12 protein-coding genes are annotated in these 14,387 nt (G+C 41.2%); 9 read left to right on the top strand and 3 right to left on the bottom strand.

What is annotated here, in order from left to right; translation table 11 throughout:
- Positions 1-5: 5 nt before the first annotated feature.
- Together ACHUFV_RS17730 and ACHUFV_RS17725 are read left to right on the top strand one after the other, a co-directional pair.
- Complete coding sequence (locus tag ACHUFV_RS17730; protein ID WP_394236454.1) at positions 6-1,676, top strand: thiamine pyrophosphate-binding protein; 1,671 nt, start codon at positions 6-8, stop codon at positions 1,674-1,676.
- Positions 1,677-1,692: 16 nt separating this feature from the next.
- On the top strand, positions 1,693-2,091 hold the full coding sequence (locus ACHUFV_RS17725) for a carboxymuconolactone decarboxylase family protein (RefSeq protein ID WP_394236452.1): 399 nt from the start codon (positions 1,693-1,695) through the stop codon (positions 2,089-2,091).
- Between the two features lie 114 nt (positions 2,092-2,205).
- Here ACHUFV_RS17725 and ACHUFV_RS17720 read toward each other — a convergent pair whose 3' ends face one another.
- Positions 2,206-3,567, bottom strand: a complete 1,362-nt coding sequence (locus ACHUFV_RS17720; RefSeq protein WP_394236450.1) for a sigma-54 interaction domain-containing protein — start codon at positions 3,565-3,567, stop codon at positions 2,206-2,208.
- Positions 3,568-4,133: 566 nt separating this feature from the next.
- Here ACHUFV_RS17720 and ACHUFV_RS17715 point away from each other — a divergent pair.
- The 5 genes from ACHUFV_RS17715 (at position 4,134) to ACHUFV_RS17695 (ending at position 10,367) form a co-directional block, all read left to right on the top strand.
- Entirely contained in the window at positions 4,134-5,216 is a 1,083-nt protein-coding gene (locus tag ACHUFV_RS17715; protein WP_394236448.1) for an aromatic ring-hydroxylating oxygenase subunit alpha, read from the top strand.
- Positions 5,213-6,667, top strand: a complete 1,455-nt coding sequence (locus ACHUFV_RS17710) for an aldehyde dehydrogenase family protein (RefSeq protein WP_394236446.1) — start codon at positions 5,213-5,215, stop codon at positions 6,665-6,667. Before ACHUFV_RS17715 ends, ACHUFV_RS17710 begins: the two co-directional genes overlap by 4 nt.
- Before the next feature lie 31 nt (positions 6,668-6,698).
- Entirely contained in the window at positions 6,699-7,793 is a 1,095-nt protein-coding gene (locus tag ACHUFV_RS17705; protein WP_394236444.1) for a tartrate dehydrogenase, read from the top strand.
- An 86-nt stretch (positions 7,794-7,879) separates the two neighbouring features.
- Entirely contained in the window at positions 7,880-9,484 is a 1,605-nt protein-coding gene (locus tag ACHUFV_RS17700; protein WP_394236442.1) for a BCCT family transporter, read from the top strand.
- A gap of 178 nt (positions 9,485-9,662) precedes the next feature.
- A complete protein-coding gene (locus tag ACHUFV_RS17695) occupies positions 9,663-10,367 on the top strand; it encodes a vanadium-dependent haloperoxidase (protein ID WP_394236441.1) in 705 nt (234 codons plus the stop codon).
- Positions 10,368-10,394: 27 nt separating this feature from the next.
- On the opposite strand, the gene ACHUFV_RS17690 is transcribed toward ACHUFV_RS17695, so the two are convergent.
- Complete coding sequence (locus ACHUFV_RS17690; protein WP_394236439.1) at positions 10,395-11,348, bottom strand: HD-GYP domain-containing protein; 954 nt, start codon at positions 11,346-11,348, stop codon at positions 10,395-10,397.
- Between the two features lie 204 nt (positions 11,349-11,552).
- Entirely contained in the window at positions 11,553-12,443 is an 891-nt protein-coding gene (locus tag ACHUFV_RS17685) for a 5'-methylthioadenosine/S-adenosylhomocysteine nucleosidase (RefSeq protein ID WP_394236437.1), read from the bottom strand.
- A 178-nt stretch (positions 12,444-12,621) separates the two neighbouring features.
- Between ACHUFV_RS17685 and ACHUFV_RS17680 the strand changes: the two genes are divergently transcribed.
- Together ACHUFV_RS17680 and ACHUFV_RS17675 are read left to right on the top strand one after the other, a co-directional pair.
- A complete protein-coding gene (locus ACHUFV_RS17680; RefSeq protein WP_394236435.1) occupies positions 12,622-12,945 on the top strand; it encodes a hypothetical protein in 324 nt (107 codons plus the stop codon).
- Between the two features lie 164 nt (positions 12,946-13,109).
- The gene (locus ACHUFV_RS17675) at positions 13,110-14,375 is read left to right on the top strand and encodes an MFS transporter (RefSeq protein ID WP_394236433.1); all 1,266 of its coding nucleotides are present in this window, start codon (positions 13,110-13,112) and stop codon (positions 14,373-14,375) included.
- Positions 14,376-14,387: the final 12 nt, after the last annotated feature.

The raw sequence follows: 14,387 nt of genomic DNA, 5'->3' as shown, positions 1-14,387 counted from the left end.
CTAAGATGACGTATCATTTGGACGGATTACACAAGGAGAAAACAAAGGCTGCGACAGTGGCATCCTTGCTTTCTACACACTTGAAAAGATTAGGGGTATCCCATGTATTCGGGGTTCCTGGAAAAGCTGTTACTCCTTTGATTGCAGAGATGGATCGGCAAGGAATTCAGTATGTATTAAGTAAATTTGAAGGAGGAGCCGGTTTTGAAGCAACCGGCTTTGCCCTTGCTTCCCATACGTTAGGAGTGGCACTTGGAACATCCGGACCAGGTGGGACAAATATGATTACCTCTGCTGCTCAGGCAAAGGCTTCGCATGCACCGGTATTATTTATTACAGGCCATCCATCTGTCCGTGACACAGGAAAAGCACTTGGGCAGGATGCTTCAAGCTTTGGAACGAATATTGTTCGTTTATTTGAGCCTATAACGAAATTCAGCCGCTCGGTGGAACGCGGCGATTTGTTTCCACTATTTCTGCGTCATGCAATTGAACAAGCTTTTACAGGAATAAAGGGGCCGGTACATTTACATATCCCGTCAGATGTACTGATGGAAGAAATAGAGCATTTTGATATTCCCCACCCTTATCATGTACAGCCGATGATTGCCTCTAATTTAGATGAAGTGATAAAAGCTTTAGATCAAGCAAAAAGCCCTGTGTTGTTTCTTGGAAAAGGTGTTCACTCCTCCCGTGCTTATGAAGAAGTACAGAAGTTTGCGGAGCATTGGAATATCCCTGCTATGACGACTCCGAGTGGAAAAGGCACATTTAGGACGACGCATCCATTGTCTCTGGGAGGTTTCGGTCTAGGGGGAACAGATGAGGCTGATCTCTATTTGAAGCAGGGTGTGGATGTTATGGTTGTCATGGGAACGCGGTTATCCGACATGAGCCTTGCGGGGATGACCGACGATATGTATCCGGAAAAAATCATCCATTTTGACTTGGATATAACCTTTATTGGGAAATCGATTCCAGTTCCGACCATCCCTGTATTAGGAGATTTAAGAACAAATACTAAAAAAATAGTAGAATTAACAGCTGGACGGTTTATGAAGAAAGCTTCACCTATCAAGAAGCTGCAGCCTAATCGTAATCACTACTACGAAAAACCTGCTCTATCAGCAGGACTGACGATTAAAACGATTCAAGAAAGAATTCCAAAAGAATCATTGGTTATCAGTGATTGCGGCAGTCATACGTTTTTTGCAATCCGTGACCTGGAAATCTATCAGCCTGGGGGTTTTATTTTTGATAGTTATTTTGGTGCAATGGGACATGGAATTGGGTATGCAATTGGAGCCAAGGCAGCTCGTCCAGACCTTCCTATTGTGTGTTTAACAGGGGATGGTTGTCTGCTCATGCACGGCACCGAAATATCTACAGCTGTCAATTATCATTTACCTGTAATCTTTGTTGTGTTAAATAACGGAAGATTGGATATGGTAAATAAAGGAATGTCCGCGCATTTAGGGAAAGAAGTGGGGACCGCTTATGAAGTTCCCGTGAATGGAGCACTATTTGGACAATCTCTTGGGGCAAATGGATTCCGTTGTTATACAATTGAAGACATTCATTCTGCAATGGATTTCGCTCTCGGCAATGATGGACCAACTGTTGTGGAAGTCATGGTTGACCCAGATGAAATACCCCCGACAATGAAGCGCGGCTAAAGACAGGAGTGTTTGAATGACTGATAAAAAGAAGAATGAGCGTTATGATCGCGGGCGTGAAACGATGTTGGAAATGATGGGGCCAAGCGGCTCAGACATCATTGAACAGCTTCAGCAGCTTCATCCTGATATGGCCGATTTAGTTGTTTCAGGATATTCTGATATTTATGCACGTCCAGGTCTCGAAAAAAAGGAGAGAGCCATTGTGACGTTAACCTCGCTTATCACACAAGGCTCCTATGAACAACTGCATGCCCATACTTATACGGCATTACACGTCGGATTAACACCAAATGAAATCGTAGAAATCATTATTCAATGCACCGCCTACGTAGGTTATCCTCGTGCATTATCCTCCTTACGGGTCATACAAGAGGTACTAAAGAATAAGGGATTAGAGTTTGAGAAAATGTGAACTGCGTAAGCGCCGCTTAATGAAGAGAGGCTGTCCAGTAGTGTGTGAATGTAAGCAAAGTGATATTAGAGGCTAGGGGGCCTGATATCTTTGCTTTTAGGACAGCCTAGGCTGTTATTCGTTCATTAAATCCTTACAATACTCGTTTATCAGTTTTACAGCCCTTGTTTGGCTTATGTTTAAATCCTTGGCGACTTTTCTTGTGCTTTGGTGTAGTGAGTAGGATTTTCTTACAAAGGAACGTTTTACTTCATCGAGTGCGTCGTCAAGATGGAGCGGTAATTCTGTACGAATTTGGGATTTTACTTTTTCAACGATCATTTCAGGCAAATCTTGTATTTGTATGATAGAGTCACTTGTGACAATCAGCCTTTCCATGAGATTTTCCAGCTGACGAATGTTGCCCGGCCACGAATATTGGTTAAAAAGGTCAAGGCATTCCTGTGAAATCAACTTATTCATATTATATTTCTTATTAATTTTATGGAGAAAGTTATAGGCTAACGGAATAATGTCTTCCTTGCGTTCGCGAAGGGAAGGGATGTGTAAATCAATAATATTCAAGCGATAAAATAAGTCCTCTCTAAATTGTCCCTGCCTCACCATATCCTCCAAATCACGGTTCGTTGCAGCAATAATACGGATATCAACTGTTTTGGTTTGGTGTCCGCCGATGGGAATAAACTGCTTGTCCTGTATGACCTGCAGCAGCTTTGCTTGTAAGGATAGCGGCATTTCGCCAATTTCATCAAGAAAAAGTGTTCCATGATTCGCTGCTTCAATCAAACCGATTTTTCCCTTCTTTTTTGCACCTGTAAAAGAACCCTCTACATAACCGAAAAGCTCTGATTCGAGGAGCTCCTCCGGAAGTGCGGCACAATTTATTTTTAAGAACGTTTTCTCTTTACGGTTACTAATCTCGTGAATATAGCCAGCCAGAACGCTTTTTCCAGTACCAGATTCACCTTGAATTAGTACGGTAGAATCAAACCTAGCAATTTTCTCGCAGACCTTTAAAAGCTCTTTCATCTTAGCTGAGTTGGTAATAATGGTTGGAAAATCCTCCGCTGCTGCTGGCTTTTCTTTATCATTCTTCATACTCATAAACGTTTGCAGCTCCTGTGAGGTCGTCACAATCAGCTCAATTTCATTTTCATCATTCAGTATTGGTACAGCGGTTGTTAGGAGTTCAGCTCCAATATAGGTTTTCTGCCGCATCGTCACTGGCTTCTTCTCTTGAAACACTAATGGAACAATGGAGGGCTTCCAAAGCCCCCTATCCAATAATTCTGTATTATACTTCCCGATAACCTCCTGGGGCTTTAAACCGTAGTGCTTCTCACATACACGATTCACATAAACAATCCGCTTTTCTCCATCGAGAACGAATATTTCATCAGACGAGTAATCCAAGATATCTTTTAGCACATGTCCATTTATTTCGATGTCCATTGGTATATTTGTGTACTGACTCATGCCTGTGCCTCCTGTTTATCATTTCTAGAGTGAATTAGGTGAGTTGAATTGGACTCAGTTTGAGTTACAATCAACTCGAATAAAACTCTGTAAATTTATAATAATATGAAAATTAAAAATAGAATACGCCTATTTACTAGGGTTTTTAGCTATTTTATAAGGATTTTACTAATTGGCACGCTACTTGCATTAATAAAAGACAAGAACATAATTTACAACATAAAGATGGTGGTAATAAGAATAATGTAGCAGACAAATGTGATTAATGAAACCGTTTTATTTGAGTATTGATTTTAGAACAAGTTTGTTTTTTGTTCGCTTGTTGATTGAAGTGGAAGGCACGAAGACTCCTCGAAAATTCTATCGAATTTTCTCGTGCGTGGGCGGATTCAGGGAAGCAATTCAATGTCCTGCGGGAGAAGCGAGACAGTCGAGACCCCGGAGACACGAAGTGTCGAGGAGGCTCGGCGGTCGCCCTAAGGTGCGCGAAGTTTCTTGAACGGAAATCAACAACCATTTTAAAAAAGCCAAAAAAATAAATGAACCCAATATAAGGAGGAAAAACCATGACTTACAATCCAGTTCAAAATAAAGCGAGTAAAACATTTGAAAGAACGATGACATATGATCTTTACACAGATCCAAAGGTATTTGAATTAGAGCAGGAATTAATTTTTTCAAAATCATGGCAGCTGGTTGGGCATGTAAGCCAGGTAGAAAAGGAAGGACAATTCTTCACAACGGAAGTAGCAGGTGAACCGATTATCGTTACCCGTGGAATGGATGGAGAAATCCGTGCCTTCTATAATGTCTGTCCGCACCGAGCGACGAAGCTGGAAAAAAAGGAATCAGGGCAAAAGAAAATTCTTCAATGCGGATACCATGGCTGGACCTTCCACTTAGACGGTCAGCTAAACAAAGCCCCTAACTTCAGTGGTGAGGATGCCTCATGTATTAGTGATCGCTGTTTAAGAGGGGTAAGGATGGAAGTCATGCAATCCTTTATTTTTGTTAACCTGGACGATGATGCTAAACCGCTGAATGAATCCTATGGCGATTTCGCTAGCAGACTCGATAAATATCCATTTTTAGGTGAATTAAAACGAATTAATTCTAAAACAAGGATTATTAAGGCAAACTGGAAGGCCTTTATTGATAACTATTTAGAATGCGACCATTGTTATGTGGCACACCCATCATTTGTTTCAACTCTTGATATGAAAAACTATCAAATTATTACCTGTGAAAATTATTCTGTACAAGGAACGGTTGTGAAGCCTGATAAACAAATGGGAACCACTGATTTGAATGAAGCTGAAATGCAGGGCGGGGAGTTCTTCTGGTTATGGCCGAATTTAATGATGACTATTTATCCTGGACCAGGGAATATCGCAACCATTCAAATGATTCCAATTGATCATGAAACAACCTTAGGAGTTTATACTTATTATTTCAGAGATGAAAACTTAACACAGGAAGAAAAGGATTTAGTGGCATTTGCGGAACAGGTTCGCCAGGAGGATGTGGAGCTGGTGGAATTGGAGCAGGTAGGCTTCCGCTCACGTGCCTTCAATAAAGGGGTGTATTCTCAATCAGAAAAGGCGATTGTTCAATTCCACGATATGGTACTGGAGGCATTAGGAAAATGATAAATAACGTACAAGACACATTACGATTGAAAAAATATCTATTCATCGATGGAAAAAAGGTTGAGGCTGATAGATATACAGATTTATTGTCACCGTATTCCGGAGAAAAAATTGCTGAAATAGCCATGGCTGATGAGAAACTAGTAAAAGAAGCCATCTCGGTTGCGGACAAGGCTTATCCAAAGATTGCCGGTATGCCTGCGTTTGAGCGTGCAGCCATTTTAGAAAGAGTCGTAGCTTTATTAACGGAAAGAGCAGATGAGGCTGCGAGAATTCTAGCATTAGAGTGTGCGAAACCGTTAACGTTTGCGAAAGCAGAGGTTTCCCGAACGATTGAAACCTATAAATTCGCTGCCGAGGAAGCAAAGCGGATTCACGGGGAAACGATCCCATTTGATGCTTCACCAGGCGGTGTTGGTAGAATCGGCTACACGGTCCGAAAACCAATAGGTGTCATTGGAGCGATAACACCGTTTAATTTTCCGCTGAATTTGGTGGCCCATAAGGTAGGGCCTGCGATTGCATCAGGGAATTCAGTTGTATTAAAACCGGCATCGCAAACGCCTTTGTCTGCACTTTTTATTGCGGAGCTTTTTCAGGAGGCGGGATTGCCTGACGGTGTTCTGAATGTCGTGACAGGCTCCGGCAGCGTCGTAGGTGAAGCGTTAATTCATGATGACCGAGTACAGATGATTACCTTTACAGGAAGCCCTGCCGTTGGGATTGGAATTCGAAATAAAGCCGGTCTAAAGAAAACAACATTGGAGTTAGGCTCGAATGCAGCGGTAATTGTTGATAAAAATATCGAGATTGATAGAATAGTAGATAGATGTGTAATGGGGGCGTTTTCAAATCAGGGACAAGTATGCATTTCCCTGCAGCGCATTTATGCACATGAAGATGTTTATGAGGAATTAGTAGGGAAATTAGTTACCGCAACAAAACAGTTAAAAATAGGCGACCCGCTTGACCCAGAAACACATATTTCAGCACTTATTTCGAAAAATGAAACAGAACGTGCTGTGAGCTGGATTCAGGAAGCAAAGCAACAGGGGGCCGTTGTATTAGCCGGCGGGCAGACAGAGGATGGGATTTTACAGCCAACGATTCTAACGAATGTACATCCAACCTTAAAGGTTTCGTGCCAGGAAGTGTTCGCCCCAATTGTAATTGTAAACAAAGTGAGTTCAGTTGAAGAAGCGATCGAGTATGTTAACGATTCACGCTACGGCTTGCAGGCTGGCATTTACACTGAAAATATTAATCAGGCATTAACTGCAGCGAATCAATTGGAGGTCGGAGCCGTCCTAATCAATGACATTCCAACATTCCGAGTGGATCATATGCCATATGGCGGCGTAAAAGAGAGCGGAACAGGAAGAGAAGGCATAAAGTATGCCATTGAAGAAATGACAGAAATGAAATTAATTGTTTGGAATCAAAATCTGTAAGCTTTAATCAACAGGAATAAGGAGACAAGCGATGAAAACATTTAAAATTGCCAGCATTCCCGGTGACGGAATTGGACCCGAAGTCATTCAGGAAGGAATTAAGATTCTTAATAAAGTAGCAGAAAAAGATGCAGGCTTTCAATTTGAATTTACTGAATTCCCATGGGGCTGCGAATATTACACAAAGCATGGCGTCATGATGGATGACGATGGAATGGACAAGCTAAAGGAATTTGATGCCATATACCTTGGGGCAGTCGGCTATCCGGGTGTACCTGATCATATCTCGTTATGGGATTTATTATTAAAGATTCGGAAGGGCTTTGACCAGTATGTCAATATCAGACCAATCACATTATTGGAAGCAGCACCATGTCCGTTAAAGGATACGAAGCGCGAGGATGTTAACATGCTGTTTATCCGTGAAAATAGTGAAGGCGAATATGCAGGAGCAGGGGATTGGCTGTTCAAGGGTAAGGAGAATGAGGTTGTTTTGCAAAATGGCGTCTTTTCCCGCAAAGGAACGGAACGTATCATCCGCTATGCCTTCGAAACAGCCCGTAAAGAAGGCAAAACGCTGACAAGCATCAGTAAAGGAAATGCCTTGAATTATTCGATGGTTTTCTGGGATCAGGTGTTTGAAGAAATTAGCAGCGAATATCCGGACGTGAAGACAGCATCCTATCTTGTTGATGCAGCAGCTATGCTAATGATTAAGGATCCAAAGCGATTTGAAGTGGTTGTCACTTCGAATTTATTCGGTGACATTTTAACCGATTTAGGTGCGGCCATTGCAGGTGGAATCGGCCTGGCGGCGGGTGCGAATATCAATCCTGAAAGAAACTACCCATCTATGTTCGAGCCGATTCATGGCTCTGCACCGGATATCGCTGGACAAGGTATTGCCAATCCACTTGCTGCGGTTTGGTCAGCGAGTCAAATGATGGACTTTTTCGGCTATGAAAACTATGGTGAAAGTATTTTACAGGCCATTGAAAAGGTATTAATGGACGGAACTGTCTTAACGACAGATATGGGCGGGACGGCCACAACGGAGCAGGTTGGAGATCAAGTGATAAGGTACCTAGAAGAAATACTTGCGAAGCAGGCAGTAGAAAAAATATAAGGCATCAGACTATCACATACTTTTTTGTTGTGTGATAGTCTGAAAATAATATTCCGAATATTGGAAAAATTATGTGGAGGGATAAAATGAAAAAGGAGAGCAAGATTGATAAGCAGATACTGAGCATGGCATTAGTATTGATTCTTGTTATTACAGTGCCCATTTTAATTAATCCTGAAAAAGGGACAGCCTTTTTAAATGGGGTATTAAATTTTATTACAGGTAATTTTGGCTCCTTTTATTTATGGGTCTGTTTAGGGATCTTTGGGTTTTTATTTTGGCTGGCATTTAGTAAATACGGCAAGATCAAATTCGGCAATGAAAAGCCTGAGTTTTCAACCTTTAGTTGGCTTGCACTTATTTTTACGGCTGGAATTGGTTCCGGGATTATGTACTGGGGCATTATTGAATGGGCTTTCTACTATGATTCACCGCCGTATGGATTAGAGTCAGGGAGTGTGGAAGCGGCAGGGTTTGCCTCTACATATGGAATGTTCCACTGGGGTTTTTCCGCCTGGGCAATCTACTGTGTACCGTCGATTCCCATTGCCTACGCTTTATATGTAAGAAACTATAATTCCGTTCGCTTGAGTACAGCCTGCCGCGGGATCATTGGAGACCGTGCAGATGGCTGGTTAGGAAAACTGATTGATGTATGCTTTATGTTTGGCTTAATGGGTGGAATTGGAACGTCGTTAGCATTAGGAACCCCTTTAATAGCGGAAGGGATTCATCAGTGGTTTGGTGTTGAGAAATCAACAGGTTTAAACCTAAGTATTGTATTAGGATTAACTGTCTTTTTCTGTATCTGTTTATTCTTTGGGTTGAAAAAAGGCTTGAAGCTTTTGAGCGATTGGAATTTGTATTTATATTTTGCGCTGGCAATCTTCGTGATCATTTTTGGACCAACAGCCTTTATTCTGGCTACCTTTACAGACAGTGTGGGAATACTGTTCCAAAACTTCTTTAGAATGAGCCTTTACACAGACCCGGTTGGGAAATCAGGCTTCAGTGAAGCATGGACGATTTTCTATTGGGGCTGGTGGTTCTCCTATGCACCGTTTACAGGCATGTTTGCGGCCCGTATTTCAAAGGGCAGAAGTATTAAGGAACTGATTCTTGGTCAATTAGTCGGCGGAACCATCGGCTGCTGGGTGTCCTTTGCGGTATTTGGAAACACGAGTATGTTTTTTGAAATTACAGGTGCTGCACCGATTATCGAAACACTTAATGCAGAAGGTGCACCAGCAGCCATTTTTGCCTCCCTACAAGCGTTGCCATTAGGAGGTATTGTGACTGTGTTATATGTAGTAGTAGCAGCGATTTTCCTTGCTACAACAGTCAACTCAGGTGCTTATACATTGGCAGACGTTGCCTCTAAAAATCTACGTAATGGGGAAGAGCCGGTTCGCTGGTATCGTGTATTCTGGGGGATTTTATTAACAGGTATTGCAATCGTATTAATGTATGGCGAAGCCTTAAATGCCTTGCAAACGCTAACAATCATAACAGCACTGCCATTAGTATTTATCATGATTCTCATGATGGCCTCTTTCATTAAATGGATCAAAGAAGACGAAAAAATGCTCTTCGGCACAGAAACAAACACAGAAGCAAAAAAACTAAAAGAAGACAAAACTATCCCAACTATTGAAATAACAATCAATAACAAAAATGAGGAAGTCATTTAAGAAGCAGAGGGTCGGTTCTCATGCTTCCAAATACAATAAAGCTGACAGGCTGCATCTTCATGAGTGCTGCCTGTCAGCTTTTCCTATTTAATTTTGTGTCAATGTCCACTCTCAGTGACATATTCCAACGTAGTTAGTCATAGAAAAATAAGAGAATAATCGTGAGGGGTTGAACGACATGCCGACAAGGTATAGAAAATGGTCAGACTATCCTTACCCCGGAGATATGGTACCGCCTAAAGGGAATCCAGCACCAGCCTACTGGCCAATGTTTTTTATTAATAGGCCAAGTACCCATGAATTTTTTGATCCCTTTCGGCAGCGTATTGCTTGGAACATTCGCCATCCAGCTCAAATTAATTGGACAGAAGAATTGACCCTCGTTCAACAAACTCAAGCCTCCTTAACGCCCGAACAAAAACGCATTGCTCAGTATTGGGGGACAGGGGAAGCAACGGAAAAGATGACGAGGTTACTTTTCCGTTTAGCAGAAAAATATAGAATGGGTTCCCCGATGACTGCTAGAGTGTTAGCGTTTTTTCATGCAGCTGTTAATGATGCTTTAGTCATATCATGGTATTTCAAATATCTTTGGGATGTTGCACGTCCTAATCAATATGATCCAAATCTGTCCACTGTCGTGTTTACACCTAAGTTTCCATCCTATCCGTCCGCACATGCAACGGTAGCAGGCTGTGCAGAGGTTATAATGAGTCATTTCTTTCCGAGAGAAGCAGCTGACCTCAAAAGAATGGTGGATGAATGTGCTCTTTCAAGGCTATACGCAGGTGTACATTTCAAAATAGACAACGATGAAGGGCTTAAGCTAGGCAGGCAAATCGGAAGAATCGCAGTTCAACTAATGGTTTCCCAAAATATATGAAGCAATAGAACCGTCCCCATGCTTCCATTAACCATTCACTAATGATAATGTTTGATTCCTATCTGGATTAGCTTGCTTATTCATAAAAGAGGAGCCTTCTTTTGTGAATACATTGTAAAAAGCATTTACGACTAAAGGATCGAATTGAGATCCTTTATTTTGATTTAGTTCGGTAAAAACATCCTCCCAAACTAATTGATTCCGATAGACCCTTTTGGAGGTCATGGCATCGAAGGCATCCGCAACCGCCATGATTCTTGCTTCCAAAGGAATATCGTCACCTTTTAAGCCATTTGGATAGCCCTTCCCATCATATCGTTCATGGTGATGTAGGATCATATGTAAGATTCCGGTACTTTTAAATCGCTTAATATGCTTGACCATGTTATAGCCGATCTCCGGATGCTGTTTAATCAGTTTGTATTCCTGCTCAGATAATGTAGCTGGTTTATTTAATAGGACTTCGGCTATACCAATTTTACCTATATCATGGAGAAGACCACCCATGTAGATGTTTTCGCATATCCTTGGGGAAAGCTTCATTTCTTCCGCAATTTTTCTAGCGTAATTTGCTACGTTTTGAGAATGAAAGGCCGTGTATTCATCCCGGGAGTCTAGTGATTTAGCTAAGCTAGTAATAAGGTCAAAAGTATTCCGCTTCTCGTTTAGATATTTTTCAATTAAAGTCATGATAAAAGCGGATAGGGTAAACGAGGTGATCCAATGAAATGTAATCATATGCAGGTTCATAACGGAGAAACGAGGTTCTCCAAGTAATGAAAATACTCCACTTAGTATAGCTTGTATCCAAACTTTGCGAAAAGATAAGGATGAGAGAATAAGCAATAATAGATTGAAAATAAACAGGGTCTCTCTAGTATCCGTGTACTGGTCCGCAAAAAAATAAATAGGCAATAAAATGAGTAACATGCATCGGTAGATGAAGGTTTTTTCCAATATAATGGACAGCTTCGAATTCATTATTCTGTCTCCTTTTTGTTGCTTTGATCTTTGATAAACAATATAAGATAAAAAGCTTAAAAAAAGCTTAAAGTATAGATAGGGACCTAGAAAAAGGGTGTCAAGCATCCCCACAATTCAGTATCTCGTATCACATGCGTAACATGCATGGGACATTGATGGATTGTGGATGATGCTTGACACCCTTAACGTACAGCACTGCACCTATTTAATCATAGATATATATTGCTTTACGACTTCAAACACATATTCTTGATTGGCTGCAGCTGTATTTGGATTGTATTTTCCTTGGTTTACTTTATTATTGGATAGGATTCGGATCACTAGGAGTGGTACATTGTAGGAGCCAGCAATTTGGGCAGCAGAGGCACCTTCCATTTCTTCAACAGAGGTTCCGAATTTTTCATGGAACCATTTGATACGGTCTATTTCATTATTCCAGGTATCAGCCGAGCCGATGGTTCCTTCTACAACCTTTCCTTTTGTGTATTTATGTTTTACAGCATTAGCAGCGGCAAGAAGCTTCTGGTCCCCGTCAAAGTAGCGGATTTTCTCTGCGTTCGGGTCTTCCCCGGCACTGCCTTCAGAGGCTAATAAATCCATTGGAATCCATTTCATCGGATCACTTCCTTTACCTTCTGCCAGCTCCGGCGTTTTAAATGAACCGATGTTAGTTGTTCTTCTTCCTAGCACAATGTCATACACGTTTAAACTTGCATCATGCCCGCCTGATGTTCCTTGATTGATTATTGCAATGGGATGATACCGTTCAATCGCGATGGCGGTCGCAGCAGCAGAGTTTTCCATCCCTTTACCCGTTTTCATCACGATGACAGGATAGTCATCAAGCGTTCCAATCCAGAAAATAAAGCTTCCGGACTTTTCTACTTTTACATGTTTCAATCTTTGGGCAAAATGTTCTCCTTCGATTGGCATAGGGGCCTGAATAATGATTGGTTTAAGTGCAGTTTCTGATACTGCTTCCGATTTTTGCTGAGCATGAACCTGTACAGGTGCGTTCACGCCGGCTGCTCCCAAAAATAATAGAACAGCCATAATCATTGAGACGGATTGTTTTACCACGTTACGCTTCATCATATTTCCCTCGCATTAGTAGAATGATTTTTTTTTCATCCTTCTCTATCATTTTCCCAGGCCGAAAAACTTATTCAGAGAATGGATGATGGCTCTGGCTTATAGCAGGTAGCAATCCGATCGTTTTTGCGATATAATTAATTATTGATTCGTATCATCTAGATTTGGAGGAAAGTAAGTGAAACGTACCTTTGTTAAAATAGCGTCGTCACTGCTATATTGGAAATATTCAAGAGAAGAAGAGAGCTATGATCGCAACCTGAAAATATATAAATGCTATAGCGGATTAGGAATTTCTAATATTATCGTCAGTGTCATTTTATTTTTTCTCATTTTAGGGATTGGATCGATTTCAGCTGATATTGAAAGCGCATTAGATTCTGCTTTTATGATCAGTCTTATGTTTGGATTCATCCATTATCTTCTGCAAAAATTGCATGGCCTAGAGGTTTATGCAAAAGTAAAAAAGTCAATCGGCGATGTCAGTGCAAAACAAGATTAATAATGACTGCTTAAATCCACTCAATCTCTTTTTTGGGTGGATTTTACTTTTTCATCATACAAAAGCTAAATTGATGTGATTGCTTTTTCACGATAGAATAAAAGAGTGGAAACTATCTAAATAATCACATATGAGAGAGTATTGCATCATAGAAAGGGGTAACGATGAAAACAAGGAAATTTCACTATGCCTGGATGATCGTGTTTGTTACGTTTCTTACGTTTCTTGCAGTCCAGGGCGGCCGCTTAGCTTTTGGGGCTTTCGTTGGACCATGGGAGGGGGATCTTTCCATGGATAGAGGAACCACCTCACTCATTTCCGCCTTAAGCTTTGTCATTTATGGCATTTCACAGCCGGTAATTGGCAGGCTCGTAGATAAATATGGGGCCCGGCTTATTATTTCTGCAAGTACGTTACTAGTGGGGGTCAGTTTCTTTTTCATTACATTTGTTCATCAGCCATGGCAATTATTTGTGCTTTATGCTTTTGTCTCACTTGGTGTTGGCGGTGCATCGAATGTAGCGGGTACCGTACTTGTCATGAATTGGTTCAATAAAAAACGTGGGCTGGCATTAGGAATTTTGGAGGCAGGTTTTGGATTTGGGCAAATGCTGATTGTCCCAGGTTCACTTTTATTAATTCAGTATATTGATTGGAGAATGACGAATTTATTATTAGGTATCTTTTTAATCCTCATCGTATTTCCGGTCGTGGTGTTCTTTTTACGAAATCAACCAAAGGAAAAAGGGCTCGAGCCGATTGGAGGACAGCAGAAGGAAATAAATCCCTCGATGGATGACAGGCCTGAAGCAAAATTTTCGATAGCGGAAGTATTGAGGAAAAGGCAGTTTTGGTTCCTGATGCTGCCGTTTGCCGTATGTGGTTTTACAACAACGGGCCTAATGGATACCCATTTGATACCGATGTCCCATAATCATGGATTTTCCACGACTGTTACAAGTGCGGCCGTCAGTATATTAGCGGCCTTTAATATTATCGGCATTCTTTTATCTGGTGTGATTATTGATTACTGGAGCAGTCGAAAACTGCTTGTCTTTCTATATATTACACGCGCATTATCGATTGTGATTCTTGTCTATTCTCATAATCCGGTATTGTTGCTGATCTTCGCAGCCTTATTTGGATTAGTTGACTTTGCAACGGTAGCACCGACACAACTGTTAGCAGCTGAATATTTTAAGAACTATTCAATTGGCTTTATCGTTGGGTGTCTGTCTTTAAGTCATCAGGTAGGCTCGGCACTAGGGGCATATGTCCCAGGTTATTTATATAATTTGTCTGGGAATTATAATTTCTCCTTGTATATTTCGATCTTAATCTTGGTCGCAGCCTTTATCATGAATCTTTTACTGCCGGAGCCTGATAAAAAACCAATGACTAATACTGAGTCTGTAGAGCTTCCAAGTTGATTCAGGGCAATA

It is taken from the genome of Niallia oryzisoli (assembly GCF_043641075.1).
Taxonomy (GTDB): Bacteria; Bacillota; Bacilli; order Bacillales; family Cytobacillaceae; genus Bacillus_BD; species Bacillus_BD oryzisoli_A.
This window is presented reverse-complemented; position numbering and strand designations above follow the sequence as displayed.